Raw genomic sequence first — 20,182 nt, 5'->3', positions numbered from 1 at the left:
CGGCATGCTGGACGGTCTCTGGCAAAAGGCACGAAGACATCGGCGATCGCTTGCGGTCACCGGCGTCTGCTGCGCCGTCTTTGCCTTGCTGGGTGCATGGAAAGTCCACAGCGACTTCAAAGCGCTGTCTCTGCCGCCCGATGCTGCCTCCTTGCCCTTGTCGGTCGTTGTGCTTGACCGCAACGATCATCTCCTCAGGGCCTTCATCAGCGATGACGAAAAATGGCGCCTGCCGGCGGATCTGAGTGACATAGACCCGATCTATTTCGACATGCTGCTGGCATTTGAGGACAAGCGCTTCTTCGAGCATGGCGGCGTCGACATCCGGGCGCTCCTGCGTTCAGCCGCTCAAAGCGTGCGCCACGGGCGCATCGTGTCGGGTGGCTCTACGCTCACAATGCAGGTCGCCCGGTTGCTTGAGGAACGGCCGACGAAGAGTTTGCAACGCAAATACCAGCAGATCCTGCGGTCGATCCAGTTGGAAGAGACCTTCACGAAGGAGGATATCCTCAACCTTTACGTCTTGCGCGCTCCCTTCGGCGGCAACCTGGAGGGCGTGCGGGCTGCGAGCCTGACCTGGTTCGGCAAGGAACCCGGTCGCCTGACGGCTGCCGAGGCGGCGTTGCTGGTGGCCCTGCCGCAGAGCCCGGAAACACGGCGCCCCGACCGGTTCGCCGAAAATGCGCGCCTGGCACGCAACCGCGTTTTGGCCGTTGCAGCTTCCAGAGGCGTCATTTCTCCAGCGGAAGCTGCATCTGCATCTGCGGAACCGGTTCGCACGCGCCGGTACGCGATGCCGATGGTGGGCGCTCACGAGAGCCGGTTCGCCCGGATGAAGGCACCCGGCAAAGCGGTACATCGGCTTACGCTGGACAAGAAGCTGCAGGCAACGCTCGAAGCGCAGGCGCGGCGGCGGGTCGCCGACTTTCCCGCTCCGGTCTCGCTCGCGGTCGTGGTCGCCGATCACGAAAGCGGCGAGATCCTCGCCAGGATCGGTGCTCCGGATCTTCTCGATGAGGCACGTCTTGGACACATTGACATGTCGCGCGCGGTGCGTTCGCCGGGATCGACCCTGAAACCGTTCATTTACGGACTGGCTTTCGAGGAGGGGATCGGTGTCCCGGAGAGCCTGATCATCGACCGCCCGATCGATTTTGGCGGTTATCGGCCAACAAACTTCGATCGCGCGTACCAGGGAACCGTGACGCTGCGCGAAGCGCTTCAGCTTTCGCTGAACACGCCGGCGGTGCAATTGCTGGAGACCATCGGGCCAGCGAGATTGATGGCGCGCCTGAAACGCAGCGGTGTTCGGCCGGTCCTCGACAAGAGCAAACCCGCCGGCCTTGCGGTCAGCCTCGGCGGGCTCGGGCTCACGTTGGGCGAATTGGCGCAGGTCTATGCAGCGCTGGCGAGGGGCGGTGAGAGAACCGACCTTGCTGGCTGCCGGGATGCTTGCGTGTCGTCATCCGGCGTAAAGACGGCAGCGCCGCACGTTCTTTCAAAAAAGGCAGCGGCGATGGTTAGCGACATCCTGATTGGAATGCCGCAGACACGAAGCGCTGAAACACAGCATTTTGCATACAAGACCGGCACATCATACGGCTACCGGGATGCGTGGGCGGTCGGGTATGACGGACGATTCGTTGCTGCAGTCTGGGTCGGGCGGCCTGACGGCTCACCTGTTCCAGGGCAAACGGGCCTGAAAGCTGCGGTGCCGGTCCTCCAGGAGGTGTTTCAAAAACTGGGCCCGAACCGCGAACCGTTGCCGGTTTACTTTGACGCCGGTGGCGCACTCCGTGATGCGGCAGTGCCTCTTTCGTTGCGCTACGCGAGAACCACGCAAAGCCGTGACACGCGGCAGCTTCGGGACAATTTGTCGATCTCGTATCCTCCGGACGGAGCCGAACTTCACCTTGGGTTTGAGACGGACTTGAGCGGCTCTAGGGCATCACAACCGATCGTCGTGAAATTCAATGGCGGAACTGCGCCATACGCGATTCTCGTCAATGGTCGACCGCAACGCGTGGATCCCTTGCAAACTCAGCTTGTCTGGCAGCCAGAGGCACCTGGCTACGCGCACGTGACAATCCTCGACGCAACTGGCCGAAGCGCGGCTGTTTCATTCCTTATGAAGTAAGTATCTGAAAAATTTAAATTTTTCATATTCATGCCGCTATTTTCCAACTCGCTTCACCGGCTCCGTGCACCATTGAAGACTGACGCGAGCAGTGCTGAGATAGTCTAACTTAAGGGCTTGATGCTCGGCGTCTTGTCTGCTGCTAAAGCTACAACCGCTCAGGCGGCCGATCTTCCGGTTGCTCCGGAGCCGGTCGACTACGTTCGCGTCTGTGACGCGTACGGTTCCCGCTTCTACCACATCACGTACACGGAAACCTGCCTGCGCGTTGGTGACCGTCTGAGAACGCAGCTCATCGGTGCCACCGATGCGGATATCGACCGTTGGGCAATCGACGGCTCCGTGCAGTGGGAGCCGGTATCCGGTTTCGTCCTTGGTGCTGACGTCGGTTACGCCAACACCAGCGCCGACATCTCCGGCGCAGATATTGACGATCTCGACGAACTCAAGTTCGGTGTTCGTATGCAACGCACATTCTAATCTGACGGTTAGAATCCTGACTGAGAGTTTCTGAACTCCGGTCAGTCATGCGGCTCGGCAGGCTCCAATCTGCCGGGGCGTCTCCTTTCTGAGCGACCGATTCTTTGCCCGCATTCGCGATAGCGTGAGCTGTTTGACCCGTATTACGTCGTAGTTTTGTGTCGCTACGAGAGGCTCTAGAGCGCTCATTTCCTAACAGTTTCTAAAGATTAGCCCCGTTTTTGTGACATTCGCGCAACACCGGATTTTGAAAACAGCGCCTGGGCAGGGTGGAAGGCGTATTCGATGTTGAACCGCGAAGGTGGATGCGTATGGTCATGGTGCGAGCGGCTTCGAGCCGCACTGGTTTGCATGCCACGGACATCCAACCTCCGATCGGAAGCAAACGCAGACTTAATTCGCGGGGACAAATGGCGCTTCTGTTTTAGTGCCAATTGAAATGACTGATTGGAGGTCAGAAATGAAACTCAAGGGCTTGATGCTCGGCGTGGCAGCTGCTGCTACCGCTACCACCGCTCAGGCGGCCGATCTTCCGGTTGCTCCGGAGCCGGTCGACTACGTTCGCGTCTGTGACGCTTACGGTTCACGCTTCTACTACATCCCGGGCACGGAAACCTGCCTGCGCGTTGGTGGCCGTCTGCGTACGCAGTTCGTTGTCAACAACGTTCTGGATGACGACAACTCTCCGGGTGCATGGGGCGCTCGTGACTCCGACGGCTACTCCTGGCTGACGCGCGGTTACGCTTACCTCGATGCTCGTAACGCTACCGAATTCGGCACCCTGCGTGCTTATGTTGGTCTGCGCATGGACATCACCAACGGTGCAAGCGGCTTCAAGCTGGACGCTGGTTACATCCAGTGGGGCGGCCTGACAGCTGGTTACCTCGGTTCTAACTTCAACATCTACACCGGTCAGGTGTTCATGGGTGTTGTCACACGTGACTGGTCCGACTCCACGGTCAACCAGATTGCTTACACCGCTGCTTTCGGCAACGGCTTCTCCGCTACGATCGCTCTCGAAGACCGTTCCGGCCGCGAAGTTGGTCCTTACGGCGGAACCCGTATGCCTGACGTTGTTGCTGCTCTCAGCGTTTCCCAGGGCTGGGGTGCTGCACAGCTCTCCGGTGCTCTGCACCAGGTTTACCCGGATGCAGCCTTCAACGCTACAGTTCCGCACGGCGGTAGTGAAGATAGCCTCGGCTGGGCAATCGGCGCTGGTGTGAACGTCAACCTGCCGTTCGCCAACTCCGGTTCCAACATCTACTTCCAGGGCTTCTACGCTGACGGCGCTCTGTCCTACATCGGTAACGGCATCACCAGCCTGACCGGCGTTCAGGACTACTCGCAGGGCAACGGCGACACCAACAGCGGTTACTCCCTGTCTGCTGGTGTATACGTCCAGGCAACCCCGACCATCGGTCTGGCAATGGACGGCTCCTACGCTCACGTTGACACCGACTCCACTGACACCATCGGTGACGTGGATCGTTGGGCAATCGACGGTTCGGTCCAGTGGCAGCCGGTTTCCGGTTTCGTCATGGGTGCAGACGTTGGTTACGCCAACAACTCCATCGGTGGCACGGGCGGAAACGGCGACAACGACTTCGACGAACTCCTCTTCGGTGTTCGTATGCAGCGTACGTTCTAATCAATCCTCACTCGAGGTTTGATGGAAAACCCGGCGGAAACGCCGGGTTTTCTTTTGTTTATGATCTATTTTTTGAGTGTTTGACCGGACAAAGTTCTCTCAAGAACCGTGCCACCGCTTCATGTGTATCTGTTTCCCACAAGACCGGCGCATGCCCCTGGCCCGAAATTGTCTTGAGCCGCGCATTCGGATGCGTTTCGATCATGCGTTTGCAGGTATCTGCGCTCAGGAGATCCGATTTTTCGCCATGAATCACCATGACAGGGCGATCGATCAGCCTGTCATAGAGCGGCCAGAGGTCGGGGGCGGGGGCTGCATCATCGAGGCTGGCGAATTGATGGGCGAGAGCGGGATCGTAGTCCATGACGAACCCGTCTTTGCTTTCGGAGGCAAGTTGACCTGCAAGTTTTAGCCAGTCTTTGCCCACAAAGGCCGGAAATTGCAAACCGATGGTATGTTCCAGGTTTTCGGCAACCTGCTCCAGTGAACCTGCACTCATCCGGTGACCTAGGGTTGCTGCAATGCGGTGGACCGCGCGCATCTCGATATGCGGTCCGACATCGTTGAAAATGACGCCGGCCATTTGTTCGGCAGGATACCGGCCCGCCATGACGAGTGCGTGGAGCCCGCCTCTGGAGGTGCCAAGCACCGCGAACCGCTTCAGGCCAAGCTTTTCGATGGCAAGGGCAATATCGTTTTCTTCGATCGGGAGGGCGTAGTTTCTCCAGTCTGAATCCCAGTCGCTTTTGCCACGCCCCCGATAGTCGAGGGCAATGACATGATGATTCTGTTCCTGAAGATAATGGGCTATATCATTGAAATCACGAGAATTTCTGGAAAGACCGGGCAAGCAGACCACCGGGATGCCGGCTTCATCGGGCGGCGAGTCCACAATCCAGTTTCGGCCATAGAGCTGAAGGCCGTCAGCGCTTTGCCAGGTAAAATCCCGCGGTGGCGCAAAGGCTTTTTGCACACCACCCGCGTGCGCTTCTTTAGGCGCAGTGCTCATGATCGTCTCCAAACGCGTTTCCTGATTAGGTTTTTTCAAAAGATAGGGGTGCACATGACGCTCTGCCAATAGGAAAACAGCGCAAGCGCAGTGCTCTTTGAAGCGAAGTGTCTCTGAAAAGGCGCATCGCGCTGAATAAAAAGGGCCGAATCCTGTCGAAGGGCAACGGAACCATTGCCCCATTCGCAGCTGATGAGTATGTTGCGCCACCAATGAGACAGGGCAGTCTACCCTGTTGGCAAAAACACGACTCATCCAAGAGGAAACCGAGATGTTCAAAGGCTCCATTCCAGCGCTTATTACCCCGTTCAAGGACGGAGCGCTTGATGAGAAACGGTTTCAGGATTTCGTCGAGTGGCAGATACAGGAAGGCTCCAACGGCCTCGTCCCTGTGGGAACCACCGGTGAAAGCCCGACACTGAGCCATGTCGAGCACAAACGGGTGATCGAGCTTTGCGTTGAAGCCGCCTCCGGACGTGTGCCTGTGATTGCCGGTGCCGGATCCAACAACACGGTTGAAGCAATTGATTTTGCCCAGCACGCCGAAAAAGCGGGGGCAGATGGTTTGCTGGTGGTTACGCCGTACTACAACAAGCCGAACCAGGCGGGTTTGAAGGCACATTTCAAGGCGGTGAACGATGCGGTCGGCCTGCCGATCATCATTTACAACATTCCGGGCCGGTCGATCATCGACATGACACCGGAAACCATGGCCGAGCTTTATGAAACTTGCGAGAACATCAAGGGCGTCAAGGACGCGACCGCGGACCTTTCGAAAACAAGCCGCCAGCGGCATCTCTGCGGCCCGGAGTTCAATCAGCTGTCTGGTGAGGATATCTCCGCGCTCGCCTTTAATGCACATGGCGGCGTCGGCTGCATTTCGGTGACCGCAAATGTTGCCCCGCGCCTTTGCTCAGAGTTTCAGGCCGCGACACTGGCGGGTGATTTTTCCAAGGCGCTTGAGTATCAGGACCGCCTTGCACCGCTGCATCGGGCGCTTTTCCTTGAACCGAGCCCCGGCGGGTCCAAATATGCGCTTTCGGTTCTTGGCAAGATCGAAGAGGAAATGCGCTTGCCTCTCGTTCCGGTGACCGATGAGACCAGGGCGGAAATTCGCGACGCGATGGCACATGCGGGTCTGATTAACTGATCGAGTGGGGCGTCATGCCCTGAAGGACGAGAATGGCTTCGAAAAAGGGGGGCGATCCGGGACGGAAGATCATTTCCGACAACCGGAAAGCCCGTTTCAACTACGAAATCGAAGATACGCTTGAGGCTGGTATCGAGTTGCGGGGCACGGAGGTTAAGTCTCTGCGCAACGGCAAGGCGAATATTGCCGAATCCTATGCGGCCGAATATGGCGGCGAAATCTGGATCTATAACGTCTATATCCCGGAGTATCTGCAGGCCAACCGGTTCAATCACGAGCCCAGGCGTCCGCGGAAACTGCTTCTGCACAAACGCGAAATCGGCAAGCTGGCCGGTGCCGTGCAGAAGGAGGGCAAGACAATTGTGCCACTCAAGCTTTATTTCAACGACAAGGGCAGGGCAAAGCTCGAATTGGCTCTTGCACGGGGGAAAAAGCTGCATGACAAGCGGGAAACCGAGAAGAAACGCGACTGGCAGCGCGAGAAATCCCGTCTTATGAAGAACTTGGGCTGATCCCTTTTTCCACATGTTGAAAACACGCCATGCCTGCGTTTTCCCATTCTGTTGACATGCTGCGGATAACTTGTGGATTGCCTGTGAGTTCATGGTGTTCCGCGCAATCGCTGTTCAACCGGTTATCCCGTGAACAAGCTGATGAAAACCTCTGGATCTGTTGCAGGCAGACCGGATGGCATTTCCTACGCCATCAAACTTGATAGAATGCCCCTCGCTCTATCGGAAATCCGCACCGGCCGCCGGGATTCCCGGTCGACAAGCACGTGAACGAAGCGGCCGAGGGCAGCCGTTTCATCTTCTTTGCCGGCAAACAAGCCGATGCGAAAAACAACAGAGCTGGAGCCGAGTTTCTCGATTCGAAGCCCGGCAAAAACTGTCGACGGAAATGTCAACTCTGAAAAGTAATGGCACCCGGTTTCGACAACGAGAAAGACTTCGGAACCGGCCCTGGGATCGAGAAGACCGTTGGCGACATACCAGCCGTTTACGGCCGTATCGAAGAAGCTCAGGTACTGCACGTTGTTTACATGGCCATAAATGTCCACATCCATCCACCGCGTGGGGATTTCCTGAAAAACCGGGAAGGCTGCCCTCGAAAGCGGCGTTGGTCTGATGTCCTGTGGATAACTTGTGGAAGTCATAGCGCGGATCTGTAGATATCCAATGCGTCGGCCTCGGTCATTTCGCGTGGATTGTTGATCAGAAGCCGGGTCTGTTTCATTGCGTCCCGCGCGAGTTTCGGAACGTCTTCTTCCGTGATGCCCAATTCGCTTAGCCGGGTTTGCAATCCGAGTTTCGACGCCAGTTCGGCCAGTTTTTCAGCAAATGCATCAGCGCGCACATGTGGGTCTGCGATATCAGATAACTCGGGAAAGAGCGACGGAGCAATCTCGGCATAAGTTGTTGCGGCAACGCTGTTGTTGAATCTCAGCACATGCGGGAGAACCAGTGCATTCGACAGCCCGTGAGCAATGTGGAAGGTTCCGCCAAGCGGATAGGCAAGTGCGTGGACAGCTGCGACGGGGGAGTTGGCAAATGCCATGCCGGCGAACATGGATCCAAGCAGCATGCTGCCTCTGGCGTCTTCGTTCCCAGGGTTTGAGACGGCCGTTTCAATGTTGGCGCCGAGAAGCCGCAGCGCTTCGATGGCCAGCATCCGCGACGCAGGATTGTTGTTGGCCGATTTGGATGCATAAGCCTCGATTGCATGGACCATCGCGTCGATCCCGGTCGCCGCGGTGACGGCTGCAGGCAGACCCAGCGTCAGCAGAGGATCGAGCACCGCAAGGTCCGGCAGAAGGAGCGGGGAGACAACACCGCGCTTCTCTTCTTCTCCGACTGTTATGATCGATATCGGCGTGACTTCCGATCCGGTGCCTGCAGTTGTGGGGATCAGAACGAGCGGCAGACGCGGCCCCTTGGCGTTGCCGATTCCCCAGGCGTCGTCCAGATCTTCATTGCTTTTCGCAAGCAGTGCCACGAGTTTCGCGACATCGAGAGAAGATCCACCGCCGAAACCGACCACGGATGTTGCCTGATGCGTCTTCGCTGCCTCGACGGCCTTTTCAACCAGCGCTCTTGGAGGATCAGGGACAACATCCGAAAACTGTCCGACCTCCAGACCTGCCCGGGTCAGAGCGGCCAAAGCCGGTGCATGCAGACCAAGAGCGACGATCCCGGGGTCTGTGACAATAAAAGGCCGGGACCCAAGGCAGAACTCGGCAGTCTGATCGAGTTTCGCGGCGGCCCCGCTTTCGAAAACGATACGTTGGCTGGTATTGAACGTGAACGGCTCGATCATGTCTTCCCCTGACTCATGAAGCCGACAGATTGCCCGCTCCGCTCCGATCCGTCGAGAGGGAGCAGCGTGGAATATTGCCTGAATTGACAGGGAGACTCATGAGTGCATGCGCGCACCCTTGGTGATCTTGTCGGCAACTTTCTTGTCCGCGTGAAACGCTATGCCGACGACCCGCGCATCGTCAGGTTCATGCCTTGCAAAGACCTCCCTGTTCGCGCTGTCGTGACCGGTCGCAAACATCTCCTCGATATAAAGACTTGATTTCACGTCTCTTTGCAGCGTACGGGCGTGTATCTTGCCGATCAGGTCTGAGTTGGCAGACAGGATGATAATGGGCTGAACACTCATGGAATGGTAGCTGTTGCCGGCAGCATCGCGATAGGCTTCACCTATCAGGTCAGGTTTGGCGGCAGCTATTCCGGTTGACAGAAACGCTGTTACATTGAGTTTTTGCCAGACGGCAAGGTCTTCACGGACAACGACGACAAACTTGGTATCAAACATGAGTGCAAACTCCACGAAAGGCATCAGATCGGCACGGGTTCGCACCAACCTGGCACCTCATGGGGACAGTCGTCTTGAACGTTTGTGCAGGGCCAACGAAGATTCGATCAGGGTGGCGCCGGCGGAAGGGGGCATTGAACGGATCGAAGCGCGCTTCAAAGGCAAGGGTTTTGATCCCCACCGGCATGATACCTACGCGATCGGTCTGACGCTGAACGGTGTGCAGACCTTCAGATATCGTGGAAATTCGCACGCGTCACTGCCCGGACAGATCATCGTCATTCACCCCGATGAACTGCATGACGGGGGCGCCGGAACGCAAATCGGCCTCCGGTATCGCATGATTTACATTCAGCCGGAAGACATGCGCGAAGCGCTGGAAGCGACCAGCACAAGATGTTTGCCCCATCTTGCCGATCCCGTTTGTTCCGACCCGCACTTGCAGGAACTTCTGCGCGGGTGCCTCGAAGACATCGAGAGCGAAATGGGGGAGCTCAAGCGCACGTCGTTTCTGGCGGAACTGGCGACCTGTCTTTCAAGGGTCGGAAGTCACGATTCTCCCGGCCTCGGCACGATGGACTGGTGCGCGCTGGAAAGGTGTGCCGACTTTCTGAAGGAGAGTTTCAGCGAACCAGTGCGGGTGAGCGACCTTGAAAAACTCGCCGATCTCGATCGTTTCACCTTGTCGCGGCAATTCAGGCGCGCTTATGGCACAAGTCCGCATCGGTATTTGCTCATGCGCCGCCTTGCCCACGCGAAACACTTGCTTGCGAAGGGGAAACCGCTCGCCGACGCTGCGCTCGAAAGCGGTTTTGCCGATCAAAGCCACATGACCAGGCACTTCAGGCGCACTTTCGGCATGCCTCCCGGAGCATGGCGGCAGCTCACCACCGCCAGCGAGGGCGATTGACCTAGAGTGATCCGGGACCGAACTTGTTGGACCGCGGGAAACCGGTCGGGGGCAAGCGCCCGGCATTGCCGCGATCTCCGCGCCAGTCGGCCAGCTCTTCCATTGTCCGGGTGAAACTGCGCCCCGAACTGTCGGTCCAGGTCAGGCCGTCTTCCGCCTTGAAGACCCGGATGTCGGCGACCATTCCGTCCCGGTAGCGCTGCAGCCGCACGCCCCGGCCGCGGCTCATCTGCGCCACCTGCGCGATTGGGAAGACCAGCAGCTTCCTGTTCTCGCCGATGATCGCCACCTGGTCTCCAGTCGCGTCCACACAGAGCGTCGCCTCCGTCGGCGCGGTCAAGTTGAGAACCTGCTTGCCTTTGCGCGTGTTGGCAATCACGTCATCCTCGCAAACGACGAACCCGCGTGCCTCGTTGTTGCAAACGAGGAGGTTGCGCCCCGGCTTGTGAACGAATGCATTCACAACATCCGCCGCTTCGTCCATTTCCACCATGAGCCGGATCGGCTCGCCGTGCCCGCGCCCGCCGGGTAGTCGGTCCGCGCCTAGCGTGAAGAACTTGCCGCCAGTCGAGAACACAAGGATCTTGTCGGTCGTTTCGGCATGGAAGGACAGTTTCAGCTTGTCGCCCTGCTTGAAGGAGAGCGTGGAAAGGTCGCTCTGATGCCCCTTGAGCGCACGGATCCAGCCTTTTTCGGAAATGATGACGGTGATCGGTTCCTTTTCGATCATGGCCTGCTGGATGTCGACCAGGTCCGCTTCCGGCGCTTCGGACTTGTCCGTGCGTCGTTTGCCGATCTCGGTTTCAGGACCGTAGACCTTGGATATCTCGGCGATCTCCTTGGAAATGCGTGTCCACTGGCGCGCGTCCGACCCGAGCAGCGTCGTCAGTTCGTCTTTCTCATCGGTAAGCTTCTCGTGTTCCTTGCGGATCTCCAGCTCTTCGAGTTTACGCAGGGATCTCAGGCGCATGTTGAGAACGGCTTCCGCCTGAACGTCCGTCAGTTCGAAGGTTCGGATGAGTTCAGCCTTGGCATCATCCTCTTCTCGGATGATGCGGATCACCTCGTCCAGGTTCAGGTAAGCGATCAGATAGCCGGCCAGAACCTCCAGCCGGTGGTTGATCTGCCCGAGCCTGTGTTCAGACCGGCGGATCAGAACGACCTTTCGATGATCCAGCCATTCCCGCAGAACCTGCTTCAGGCCCATCACCATGGGCACTTTGCCCATGGAAAGAACGTTCATGTTCAAGGAGAACCGGTTTTCCAGATCGGTGAGCTTGAACAGCGATTCCATGAGCAGGCTAGCGTCGACATTGCGAGACCGGGGCACAAGCACGATGCGAATGTCTTCAGCCGATTCATCGCGAACATCATCAAGCAGCGGCAATTTGCGTGCGGTCAGCAGTTCGGCGATTTTCTCGATCAGCCGTGACTTCTGCACCTGGTAGGGGATCTCTGTGACGACGATCGCCCACTGGCCGCGGCCAAGGTCCTCGACCTCCCAGCGAGCGCGGATACGGAAACTGCCGCGGCCGGTCGCATAGGCCTCGCGGATCGACCCCTGGTCGGAGACAAGCAGCCCGCCGGTCGGAAAATCCGGGCCCTTGATGTATTCAAGCAATTCGTCGATCTCGGCCTTCGGATGCTTGATCAGATGGAGACACGCCTGGCAGAGCTCAAACGCATTATGCGGCGGAATCGAGGTCGCCATGCCGACGGCAATGCCTGAGGAACCGTTGCCGAGCAGGTTCGGAAATCCGCCCGGCAGGACGATGGGCTCCTTGTCCTCACCGTCATAGGTCTCGCGGAAATCGACGGCATTTTCATCAAGACCGTCCAGCAGACGCTTGGCCGTGTCGGTCATGCGCGCTTCGGTGTACCGCATGGCCGCGGCATTGTCGCCGTCGACATTGCCGAAATTGCCCTGTCCGTCGATCAGCGGGTAGCGCTGCGCGAAGTCCTGGGCGAGGCGCACAAGTGCATCGTAGACGGCTTGGTCGCCGTGGGGGTGGTATTTACCGATGACGTCGCCCACGACGCGTGCGCATTTCTTGAAGCCTGCGCCCGGGTCCAGTTTCAACAGGCGCATTGCGTAAAGCAGCCGCCTGTGAACCGGTTTCAACCCGTCGCGCACATCGGGCAGCGCCCGGTGCATGATCGTGGAAAGCGCATAGGCCAGATAGCGTTCTTCAAGCGCATCCTTGAGGCTGATCCCCTCAATGCCGCTCGGTGGTGGTGTCGTCTCTTTTCCCATATCTGTTTGCTAACCGTTTCACATCCGCTCCGCAATTCGAGACCGGGCAATCGGGACACGAAATGGCGGATTTTCAACGGATTTCGCATTGGTGATCGGGCAACGCACCCTGTATGAGGCTCAGTGGTCTTGCCGGAAAAAGTATCTGTCAATCCGGTCTGTCAGAAATTCCAGGGAAAGTCCTTGCGGTAGCCCCGCTCCAGAGCGCCGATCAGGTGCTGGCGCGTCCCGGGGTCCGGGTTGCCGCGTTCCTGTAAATGGCTGGAAACGAAATAGGACGTCAGGGTGAAACCCTCTGTAACATCGGTCCAGGTCAGTTCACTTCCGGCCTGACGTTGGCCTTTGAGAAGGAAGGCGGGCAAGGGCAGCATCCGGTCATGATAGGGTTTACCTGCGTCGCGGCTGACTGCGCGCCCTGATTTCGGTGAGACATAGGCCAGATCTTCGCTTTGCCCCGTCGCCGCACAGGACGTCAGATCAAGCCCCATGCCCAGGTCGCGTAACAGTTCCAGTTCGAAGCGGATAAGCAGGGCCGCCGCCGCATCAGGCGCGTCGAGATGTTCCAGAACCACGTTGAGAGCGTCGTAAAGGTGCGGATAGGGATGACGTTCTGGCAGGAGTTTCAGCAGAAAGGCAAGATGCTGCAGTCCGGCAAGTCCGATCGCGCTTGTCATCAACTGGCCTGCACGCAGGGTTTGCGGTTCGAGGGCGAAGATGCCGAGATGGTCTGACAGGCGGGCTTTCCACGTCAGGTCAAGTTCGTTTCCGGGCTGGAGCACAGGCCGGTGGCGCTGTGAGCGCCCGCCGCGCACCAGTCCGAGATGCCGTCCGTGGTCAAGCGTCAGGGCTTCCAGGATGACATCGTTTTCGCCGTGTTTGCGCGTGGTCAGCACCACGCCGCGGCTGGTCCACTCCAAGGGAAACACCTTGTTCTGCCGCCGGGCTGTCCCGATCGTGCCCGGCTCAACACCCGCTTACTTGGGAAATTCGAGACCCATTTCCCGGTAGCGTTCCGGGTCATCCGCCCAGTTCTCGCGCACTTTCACGAAAAGGAACAGGTGCACGGGGGCTTCGATGATATCGGACAGCTCTTCCCGCGCGGCTTTTGAAATTGCCTTGATTGTCTGTCCGCGCTTGCCCAGCACGATGCTTTTCTGGCTGTCGCGCTCGACATAGATCGTCTGTTCTATGCGCGCCGACCCGTCCTTGCGGCTTTGCCACTGTTCGGTTTCGACCGTCGAGATATACGGCAGTTCCTGGTGCAGGCGTTCAAACAGTTTTTCGCGTGTGATCTCTGCCGCCAGAATGCGCAAGGGCAGGTCCGATGGCTGGTCGTCCGGATAGAGCCACGGTCCGTCGGGCAGTTTTGACGCGAAATGATCCAGTATCGTCTGCGTGCCGTCGCCGGTCAGGGCGGACACCATGAAGGTTTCCTCGAAATCGAGAAATTCATTTGCCTGCTGAGCGATCTGAAGCAGCTTTTCGCGCTTTGCCACATCCGTCTTGTTGAGGATCAGGACCTTGGGTGCGGACTGGTTCTTGAGGCGCTTGAGGATGTTCTCCACTTCCTCGTCTATGCCCTTGCGCGCATCGATCAGCAGCGCAATCAGATCGGCGTCGCGCGCACCGCCCCAGGCGGTGTCGACCATCGCCCGGTCAAGGCGGCGCTTGGGCTTGAAGATGCCAGGCGTATCGATAAACACCAGCTGGGCAGTGCCATGCATGGCAACGCCGCGAATGATGGAGCGCGTGGTCTGAACCTTGTGCGTCACGATCGACACCTTGGTGCCGACAAGCTGGTTGATCAGGGTCGACTTGCCCGCGTTCGGCGCGCCGATCAGCGCGATGAAACCGGCTTTCGTATCCTTTGGCATTTCGCCGAGGGGGGCGGGCAGGGGAATATCGAACCGGCCCTTTTCCGGAACGAATTCGGTGCCCTCGTCGACGGTTTTGTCTTCGTCATTCAATGGATGTCATTCCTTCCAGACACCTTCCCGGCGCAAGACGCTCTCGGCCGCGTTTTGTTCGGCGATCCGCTTCGACCCGCCCTTGCCTTCGCCCGGAGCCAGCCCTTGCACGATGACCGCAACCGTGAAGTTGGGCGCGTGGTCAGGTCCGTCGCGGTCGGTGACTTCATAGCGCGGCGTCGGCAGGCTCTTCGATTGCGCCCATTCCTGCAGCGTCGTCTTGGCGTCCCGCAACGGCCCCGTCCACGATAACATGCGAGGTTCCCAAAGACGCCTGACAAATTCTTCGGCCGCTGCAAATCCGCCGTCGAGATAGATTGCGGCGATCACGGCTTCGCAGATATCGGCAAGCAGCGCCGTCTTTTTTCTGCCTCCGGTCTGCGCCTCGGCGAGGCCGATCCGCATGGCATCGCCGACGCCCAGTTCCTGTGCGATCTCGGCGCAGGTCTCGCGTTTGACCATGTGATTGAAACGCCGTGCGAGTTCGCCTTCGTCTGCTTTTGGAAAATGTTCATGCAGCATGGAGGCGACGACCAGTCCCAGAACGCGGTCGCCAAGGAACTCCAGCCTCTGGTAGCTGCCCGACACCGTTTCCGAAGGGGCGAGGGCGCTCGCATGGGTCAGCGCGACCCGGAGCAGTTCCAGGTCGCTGAATTCATAGTGCAGTGCCGCCTTGAGGGCCGACACCGCGTTTTTCTTCTGGTTCTGTGTCATACGGCCTGCTCCGGCCCGCTGCGGCTTGTCTAAAGGGTCTTGCCGATCCGGTCCCAACGCACCGTCCAGGGCCATGTCCAGATGTGGTAGGCCGGTGTTCCGTCGCCAATCGAGAAGAACAGGATTTCCGCGCGTCCCATGAAGTTTTCGAGCGGCACGTATCCAACCTTGGACAGAACGCGGCTGTCGACGGAGTTGTCACGGTTGTCGCCCATCATGAAGTAATGTCCCTCGGGAACGGTATATTCGCGGGTGTTGTCCATTTGTCCGCGCGTGGTCAGGTCCAGCGTGTCATAGGAGACGCCGTTGGGCAGCGTTTCGCGGAAGCGCGGAACCCGGCGCACAGCGCCAGATGCAGAGGTCTCGATGTAGTCGTCGATCTGCTCGCGCTTGACCGGGTCGCCATTGATGAAGACCACGCCGTCCTGCACCTGGATCGTATCGCCGGGGAGACCGATCACGCGCTTGATGTAGTCGATGGACGTGTCAGTCGGCAGCTTGAAGACGGCGACATCTCCGCGCTTGGGTTCTGCAGACCAGACCCGGCCGGAAAAGGGGACGATCCCGAAGGGAAACGAATATCTGGAATACCCGTAGCTGTATTTGGAAACGAAGAGATAGTCGCCGATCAGCAGCGTGTCTTTCATGGACCCGGAAGGAATGTTGAACGGCTGGAACAGAAAGGTGCGAACGATCAGGGCAAGCAAAAGTGCCTGCACGACAACCTTCACGGTCTCGTACAGACCGCCGTCCTTGTCTTTCTTGTTTTCAGACACGCTCATTTTATCCCTTAAAGCAATTTACGGTGGATCGGGTTTTCCGGGCGACACCCGAGCGCGACTCTTAACGGTTCACGGCGGTTGACGCAATGCGCTGTTCACCGTCACGAAACACCAGGTGATGGACCCATAAATGAGACTGAAATGGCAAGCAAAATGCCTGTACCTCGCAGCGTCACCGCGCGTGACCGGGCAACAAGCCCGCTTCGCACACGCTTCCTCCCGAGATTCTGCCCTTTCTGCCGCCAAATCAGCTTCTTTTCTGAGTCCGTGTCCTGGGTTACCGGGAATCTGTTAATGGCGGCAAGGGCCAATCTGATGGCCATGCAGAGATCACGACAAACGCCTGGGCGAGGGGGAAATCATCGGTGATGGTCAGGTCTATGGTCGTCTTGAAACCGGTTGGCGTCATGGCGGCCAGTCTCTCGGCTGCGCCGCCCCGCAGCGAGATCGTCGGCTTCCCGCTCGGCAGATTGACGACCCCCATTTCCCGCCATGCGACTCCCATCCGGATGCCGCTTCCCAGTGCCTTGGAACAGGCTTCCTTGGCGGCGAAGCGCTTCGCATAGGAGGCCGCACGTTGTGCGCGCCGGTCCGATTTCGCCCGTTCGATTTCCGTGAAGACCCGGTTGGTGAACCGGTCGCCGAAGCGGTCGAGTGTCTTTTCGATCCGCCTGATGTCGATCAGATCGCTGCCTATCCCTAAGATCATTCTGTTGCGGGCCCGTTTCCTGAGAAGTTCTGGGCACTTAATTGGGGTCGTTCCCGCAAAACTCAACCGCTTCCTTCATCCTCGACAGTCGAGGCTCCGCTCGAGTAGGGCGCTTTTCCCCGATCGGCGAGCGTTTGACGCCTTTTGCGCTGATACACTTCGACGCTTTTGTAGACGATGATGTAGGAAATCGTACCGACCACCAGTCCGAGCGGGACACCACCGATTAACATCGGCTTCAGCATCGGCCAAAGCGAGTCCAGGGACTTTTCGAACAGTCCTTCCTGGAAACGTTGATGAACCTGGTGCGGATCCGCTTTCGGGGCCCTTCCGTGAAGGATCCACTGACCGATCTTGAAGGTCGATGCCCAGATGAAGGGGAAGGTCAGCGGATTGCCGATGGAGGTGCCGAGCGCCGCCGCGATCATGTTGCCGCGGACGATATAGGCGAAGACAAACGCCGTGAGGAAGTGGAAACCCACCAGGGGAGTGCAAGATGCAAACGCTCCGGCCGCGAACCCGATTGCGATGGCATGCGGCGTTGCCGTCAGGCGAAGGACCCGTTTGCCGAAATATCTGGTCGAGCGTGCCCAGCTGTTCCGCGGCCAGACCGCAACGCGAAAGCGCTCGATGCGCGAGGGTCTATTTCGGCGTTGGAACAGCATGAATTCGTGTCGTGTCCTGTCAGCAGCGCGTTGTCATTCAGCTCAAGCCCCGGCTTCCCGGTTTGACTGCGGGAAGGGCAGCCAGTTCCGGTGGAAGATTGTCCGGCTCGTAAGCAGGTACCTTGTATTCGGCCAGCGCCACGATGGGAACAGAGGCATCGGCTTCGCCTCCAGACCGGTCGATCAGGCAGGCCACGGCCAGGACTTCAGCACCAAGAGCTTTCAACGAAGTTACCGTCTCGCGGCTCGATAGACCTGTGGTAACTATATCCTCAACAACGATGACCCTGGCACCCTTGGGCATATCGAAACGGCGCAGCCTGAATTCGCCGTCTTCACGTTCCACCCACATGGCCGGAACCGCCAGATGCCGCGCGGTTTCGTATCCCGGTATCAGCCCGCCGAGCGCCGGCGAGACGATATAGTCTATCTTTCCGAGACCGCTGGCAGCGATCTTCTCGGCAAGGGCCTTGCAGAGTTTTTCCGTCTTGTCGGGATACATGAATACCCTGGCTTTCTGGAGAAAGACCGGACTGCGCAGGCCTGACGTCAGAATGAAATGACCCTCAAGGATCGCACCGGCTTCACGGAACAAGGCCAACACTTCGTCGCGGTTCATCAAAATCTCCCTGTCATGTTGCGGCTATCCATTAACCCGGTTGACGCTTGATACATTAGGTTTTGAGCGCAACTGATTGATGATCCGGTTCAGGTGTTTCAGGTCCCAGACCTCAAGATCGATCACCATCTGGTGAAAGTCCGGGGCACGTTGAACCATTTTCACATTGTCGATATTTCCGCTGTTCTCGCCGATAACCTGTGCAATCGCCGCAAGTGATCCCGGTTCGTTGGCAGCCGAGATATCCAGCCGCGCCGGAAAGCGCTCCGGATTGTTGACGTCGATATCCCAACGGACATCCACCCAACGCTCGGTCTGGTCGTCGAATTCCTTGAGCGACGGCGATTGTATGGGATAGATGGTCAGTCCCTCTGACGGGGTCAAGATACCGACGATCCTATCGCCCGGAACAGCTCCGCCATCGGGCGCGAAGCTGACCGGTATGTCGCCGGAAAGGCCGCGGATCGGCAGGGCGGGGCCTTCACTCGCCGGTTCGTTCTCGTCGGATTTCAGTTTGCCGTTTTCAAGCTCTCCGGGCGGAATACGGAACTTCAGTCCATGACCCTGTTTGAGCCCGAACCAGCCTTCTTCCATTGGCGTCCCGGCGATCGCGACCCGCTCGTCCTGATAATCGGGATGCGCCGACTTCAGCACCAGTTGCGCACTGAGGTCCCCGCGGCCGACCGCTGCCAGAAGGTCGGCAACGCTCGACTGGTGGTGCTCGCTCAGGACGGCCTCGAGCAGATCCTCCGAAAAGACCTTGTCTGCACGGGCAAAAGCCCGCTTCAGGATATGCTCACCGAGTGCGCCATATTGCTTGCGCACCGATTCACGGGTCGCCCGGCGGATAGCGGCGCGTGCCTTGCCGGTAACGGCGATTGCTTCCCAGGCCGGCGGCGGTGTCTGAGCGGCGGAGCGGATGATCTCGACCTCGTCGCCGTTGTGGAGCTCCGTTACCAGCGGCATGATCTTGCCGTTTATCTTGCAGCCGACGCAGGTGTTGCCGATACCGGTATGCACCGCATAGGCAAAGTCGATCGGTGTGGCGCCGCGCGGAAGCGCGATAAGACGGCCCTTCGGCGTGAAACAGAATACCTGGTCGTGAAAGAGTTCCAGTTTCGTGTTTTCCAGGAATTCTTCCGGCGTATCGCCCTGTGCAAGCAGCTCGGTCGTGCGCCGCAGCCATTCGAAGGCGCGGCAGTCTTCGGTATGGCGCGCAATGTTCCGGCCGCCAAACTCGCCATCCTTGTAAAGCGCATGGGCCGCAATGCCGTATTCGGCGACACGGTCCATGGAGATCGTCCTGATCTGCAGCTCTACCCGCTGGCGTGAGGGCCCGACGATTGTCGTGTGGATCGACTTGTAGTCGTTCTGCTTCGGCGTGGAGATATAGTCCTTGAAGCGCCCCGGGACGGTCGGCCACGTGGTGTGGATGACACCGAGCACGCGGTAACATGCTTCGACGGTCCCGACGGTGACACGGAAGCCGTAAATGTCCGAAAGCTGTTCGAACCCGATCGCCTTGCGCTGCATCTTGCGGAAGATCGAATAGGGGCGTTTCTCCCGTCCCCTCACTTCAGCGGCCATCCCGCGCTCGCTGAGCCGCTCCGTCAGTGTCGTTTCAATGTCGGCAATGAGGTCGCGGTTTTTCTCGCGAAGATCCACCAGGCGGTCGGTGATGGTCTCATAGGCCTCCGGATTGAGCGTGTGAAAGGAAATATCCTCCAGTTCCTCACGCATGTCGTGCATACCCATGCGCCCGGCGAGCGGCGCATAGATTTCCATGGTTTCCTCGGCAATGCGGCCACGCTTGTGGGCCGGCATGTGCTGCAGTGTGCGCATGTTGTGCAGCCGGTCGGCGAGCTTTACAAGCAGGACACGCACATCATCGGCAATGGCAAGCAGGAGCTTGCGGAAGTTTTCCGCCTGCTTGGCTTTTTGCGAAACCAGGTCGAGCCGCTTGATTTTGGTCAGTCCCTCGACCAGCTTGCCGATTTCTTCACCGAACAGAGCGTCTATCTCGGCGCGCGTCGCATCGGTGTCCTCGATCGTATCGTGCAGGAGCGCGACGGCGATGGTCGCGTCATCGAGGCGCAGATCCGTGAGGATCGCGGCAACTTCAAGCGGGTGTGAGAAATAGGGGTCACCGGATGCGCGAGTCTGCGGGCCGTGCTTCTGCATGGCATAGACATACGCCTTGTTGAGCAAGGCTTCGTCTGCTTCCGGGTTATAGCGTGTAACCCGTTCAACGAGTTCGTATTGACGCATCATGGCCGCAACCGACCCAAACAACCGGCTGAGACATCAGCAGGAATAAC

Annotated in this window: 18 protein-coding genes and 1 pseudogene; 6 read left to right on the top strand and 13 right to left on the bottom strand. The window is 58.6% G+C overall.

Features of this window, described 5'->3' with window-relative positions:
- Positions 1-4: 4 nt before the first annotated feature.
- The 3 genes and pseudogenes from pbpC to RDA78_RS25245 all read left to right on the top strand — a co-directional run bounded on the left by pbpC (position 5) and on the right by RDA78_RS25245 (position 4,265).
- Positions 5-2,137 carry a penicillin-binding protein 1C gene (pbpC, locus tag RDA78_RS25255; protein WP_434052513.1) on the top strand — a complete coding sequence of 711 codons (2,133 nt, stop codon included), beginning with the start codon at positions 5-7 and terminating at the stop codon, positions 2,135-2,137.
- Between the two features lie 120 nt (positions 2,138-2,257).
- Positions 2,258-2,434: pseudogene (locus RDA78_RS25250) on the top strand (porin); the annotation flags it as partial.
- 643 nt (positions 2,435-3,077) lie between these two features.
- Entirely contained in the window at positions 3,078-4,265 is a 1,188-nt protein-coding gene (locus tag RDA78_RS25245) for a porin (RefSeq protein ID WP_434052512.1), read from the top strand.
- A gap of 58 nt (positions 4,266-4,323) precedes the next feature.
- On the opposite strand, the gene RDA78_RS25240 is transcribed toward RDA78_RS25245, so the two are convergent.
- Positions 4,324-5,553 (bottom strand): alpha/beta fold hydrolase, encoded by a 1,230-nt coding sequence (locus RDA78_RS25240; protein ID WP_434052511.1) that lies wholly within the window; start codon positions 5,551-5,553, stop codon positions 4,324-4,326.
- On the opposite strand from RDA78_RS25240, the gene dapA reads away from it, so the two are divergent.
- Positions 5,546-6,424: a 4-hydroxy-tetrahydrodipicolinate synthase gene (gene dapA, locus RDA78_RS25235; protein WP_434052510.1), complete on the top strand. Its 879-nt coding sequence runs from the start codon at positions 5,546-5,548 to the stop codon at positions 6,422-6,424. The genes RDA78_RS25240 and dapA overlap by 8 nt on opposite strands.
- A gap of 32 nt (positions 6,425-6,456) precedes the next feature.
- The gene (gene smpB, locus RDA78_RS25230; protein ID WP_319386839.1) at positions 6,457-6,936 is read left to right on the top strand and encodes an SsrA-binding protein SmpB; all 480 of its coding nucleotides are present in this window, start codon (positions 6,457-6,459) and stop codon (positions 6,934-6,936) included.
- 185 nt (positions 6,937-7,121) lie between these two features.
- Here smpB and RDA78_RS25225 read toward each other — a convergent pair whose 3' ends face one another.
- The 3 genes from RDA78_RS25225 to RDA78_RS25215 all read right to left on the bottom strand — a co-directional run bounded on the left by RDA78_RS25225 (position 7,122) and on the right by RDA78_RS25215 (position 9,244).
- The gene (locus RDA78_RS25225) at positions 7,122-7,490 is read right to left on the bottom strand and encodes an acyl-CoA thioesterase (protein ID WP_434052509.1); all 369 of its coding nucleotides are present in this window, start codon (positions 7,488-7,490) and stop codon (positions 7,122-7,124) included.
- Positions 7,491-7,576: 86 nt separating this feature from the next.
- Entirely contained in the window at positions 7,577-8,740 is a 1,164-nt protein-coding gene (locus RDA78_RS25220) for an iron-containing alcohol dehydrogenase (RefSeq protein ID WP_434052508.1), read from the bottom strand.
- Positions 8,741-8,836: 96 nt separating this feature from the next.
- Positions 8,837-9,244, bottom strand: a complete 408-nt coding sequence (locus tag RDA78_RS25215) for a DUF2000 family protein (protein ID WP_434052507.1) — start codon at positions 9,242-9,244, stop codon at positions 8,837-8,839.
- Between RDA78_RS25215 and RDA78_RS25210 the strand changes: the two genes are divergently transcribed.
- Positions 9,243-10,154 carry an AraC family transcriptional regulator gene (locus tag RDA78_RS25210; RefSeq protein ID WP_434052506.1) on the top strand — a complete coding sequence of 304 codons (912 nt, stop codon included), beginning with the start codon at positions 9,243-9,245 and terminating at the stop codon, positions 10,152-10,154. The genes RDA78_RS25215 and RDA78_RS25210 overlap by 2 nt on opposite strands.
- 1 nt (position 10,155) lies before the next feature.
- Here RDA78_RS25210 and parC read toward each other — a convergent pair whose 3' ends face one another.
- From parC to RDA78_RS25165, 9 genes are all read right to left on the bottom strand, one after another.
- A complete protein-coding gene (gene parC, locus RDA78_RS25205) occupies positions 10,156-12,408 on the bottom strand; it encodes a DNA topoisomerase IV subunit A (RefSeq protein WP_434052505.1) in 2,253 nt (750 codons plus the stop codon).
- A gap of 161 nt (positions 12,409-12,569) precedes the next feature.
- Complete coding sequence (gene recO, locus RDA78_RS25200) at positions 12,570-13,325, bottom strand: DNA repair protein RecO (RefSeq protein WP_434052504.1); 756 nt, start codon at positions 13,323-13,325, stop codon at positions 12,570-12,572.
- 57 nt (positions 13,326-13,382) lie between these two features.
- Positions 13,383-14,282 (bottom strand): GTPase Era, encoded by a 900-nt coding sequence (gene era, locus RDA78_RS25195; RefSeq protein WP_434056208.1) that lies wholly within the window; start codon positions 14,280-14,282, stop codon positions 13,383-13,385.
- A gap of 99 nt (positions 14,283-14,381) precedes the next feature.
- On the bottom strand, positions 14,382-15,089 hold the full coding sequence (gene rnc / locus RDA78_RS25190; RefSeq protein ID WP_434052503.1) for a ribonuclease III: 708 nt from the start codon (positions 15,087-15,089) through the stop codon (positions 14,382-14,384).
- A gap of 29 nt (positions 15,090-15,118) precedes the next feature.
- The gene (gene lepB, locus RDA78_RS25185; protein ID WP_434052502.1) at positions 15,119-15,871 is read right to left on the bottom strand and encodes a signal peptidase I; all 753 of its coding nucleotides are present in this window, start codon (positions 15,869-15,871) and stop codon (positions 15,119-15,121) included.
- 277 nt (positions 15,872-16,148) lie between these two features.
- Positions 16,149-16,580, bottom strand: a complete 432-nt coding sequence (gene acpS, locus RDA78_RS25180; protein WP_434052501.1) for a holo-ACP synthase — start codon at positions 16,578-16,580, stop codon at positions 16,149-16,151.
- 62 nt (positions 16,581-16,642) lie between these two features.
- On the bottom strand, positions 16,643-17,245 hold the full coding sequence (locus RDA78_RS25175; RefSeq protein ID WP_434052500.1) for a DUF2062 domain-containing protein: 603 nt from the start codon (positions 17,243-17,245) through the stop codon (positions 16,643-16,645).
- A gap of 37 nt (positions 17,246-17,282) precedes the next feature.
- Positions 17,283-17,864 (bottom strand): orotate phosphoribosyltransferase, encoded by a 582-nt coding sequence (gene pyrE, locus RDA78_RS25170; protein WP_434052499.1) that lies wholly within the window; start codon positions 17,862-17,864, stop codon positions 17,283-17,285.
- A 24-nt stretch (positions 17,865-17,888) separates the two neighbouring features.
- Entirely contained in the window at positions 17,889-20,135 is a 2,247-nt protein-coding gene (locus tag RDA78_RS25165; RefSeq protein ID WP_434052498.1) for a RelA/SpoT family protein, read from the bottom strand.
- Between the last annotated feature and the right edge of the window lie 47 nt (positions 20,136-20,182).

Origin of the sequence: Roseibium sp., assembly GCF_051016195.1 — a bacterium.
Taxonomy (GTDB): Bacteria; Pseudomonadota; Alphaproteobacteria; order Rhizobiales; family Stappiaceae; genus Roseibium.
Note: the sequence above shows the minus strand (reverse complement) of the source record. Positions and strands in the feature narration are given on the sequence as shown.

What these genes read in the sequence shown, in the direction of transcription:
- pbpC (WP_434052513.1), top strand. Translation starts at nt 5, where the DNA reads ATGCTGGACGGTCTCTGGCAAAAGGCACGAAGACATCGGCGATCGCTT.
- RDA78_RS25245 (WP_434052512.1), top strand. Translation starts at nt 3,078, where the DNA reads ATGAAACTCAAGGGCTTGATGCTCGGCGTGGCAGCTGCTGCTACCGCT.
- dapA (WP_434052510.1), top strand. Translation starts at nt 5,546, where the DNA reads ATGTTCAAAGGCTCCATTCCAGCGCTTATTACCCCGTTCAAGGACGGA.
- smpB (WP_319386839.1), top strand. Translation starts at nt 6,457, where the DNA reads ATGGCTTCGAAAAAGGGGGGCGATCCGGGACGGAAGATCATTTCCGAC.
- RDA78_RS25225 (WP_434052509.1), bottom strand. Translation starts at nt 7,490, where the DNA reads ATGGATGTGGACATTTATGGCCATGTAAACAACGTGCAGTACCTGAGC.
- RDA78_RS25220 (WP_434052508.1), bottom strand. Translation starts at nt 8,740, where the DNA reads ATGATCGAGCCGTTCACGTTCAATACCAGCCAACGTATCGTTTTCGAA.
- RDA78_RS25210 (WP_434052506.1), top strand. Translation starts at nt 9,243, where the DNA reads ATGAGTGCAAACTCCACGAAAGGCATCAGATCGGCACGGGTTCGCACC.
- RDA78_RS25215 (WP_434052507.1), bottom strand. Translation starts at nt 9,244, where the DNA reads ATGTTTGATACCAAGTTTGTCGTCGTTGTCCGTGAAGACCTTGCCGTC.
- parC (WP_434052505.1), bottom strand. Translation starts at nt 12,408, where the DNA reads ATGGGAAAAGAGACGACACCACCACCGAGCGGCATTGAGGGGATCAGC.
- era (WP_434056208.1), bottom strand. Translation starts at nt 14,282, where the DNA reads ATGCCAAAGGATACGAAAGCCGGTTTCATCGCGCTGATCGGCGCGCCG.
- rnc (WP_434052503.1), bottom strand. Translation starts at nt 15,089, where the DNA reads ATGACACAGAACCAGAAGAAAAACGCGGTGTCGGCCCTCAAGGCGGCA.
- lepB (WP_434052502.1), bottom strand. Translation starts at nt 15,871, where the DNA reads ATGAGCGTGTCTGAAAACAAGAAAGACAAGGACGGCGGTCTGTACGAG.
- acpS (WP_434052501.1), bottom strand. Translation starts at nt 16,580, where the DNA reads ATGATCTTAGGGATAGGCAGCGATCTGATCGACATCAGGCGGATCGAA.
- RDA78_RS25175 (WP_434052500.1), bottom strand. Translation starts at nt 17,245, where the DNA reads ATGCTGTTCCAACGCCGAAATAGACCCTCGCGCATCGAGCGCTTTCGC.
- pyrE (WP_434052499.1), bottom strand. Translation starts at nt 17,864, where the DNA reads ATGAACCGCGACGAAGTGTTGGCCTTGTTCCGTGAAGCCGGTGCGATC.
- RDA78_RS25165 (WP_434052498.1), bottom strand. Translation starts at nt 20,135, where the DNA reads ATGATGCGTCAATACGAACTCGTTGAACGGGTTACACGCTATAACCCG.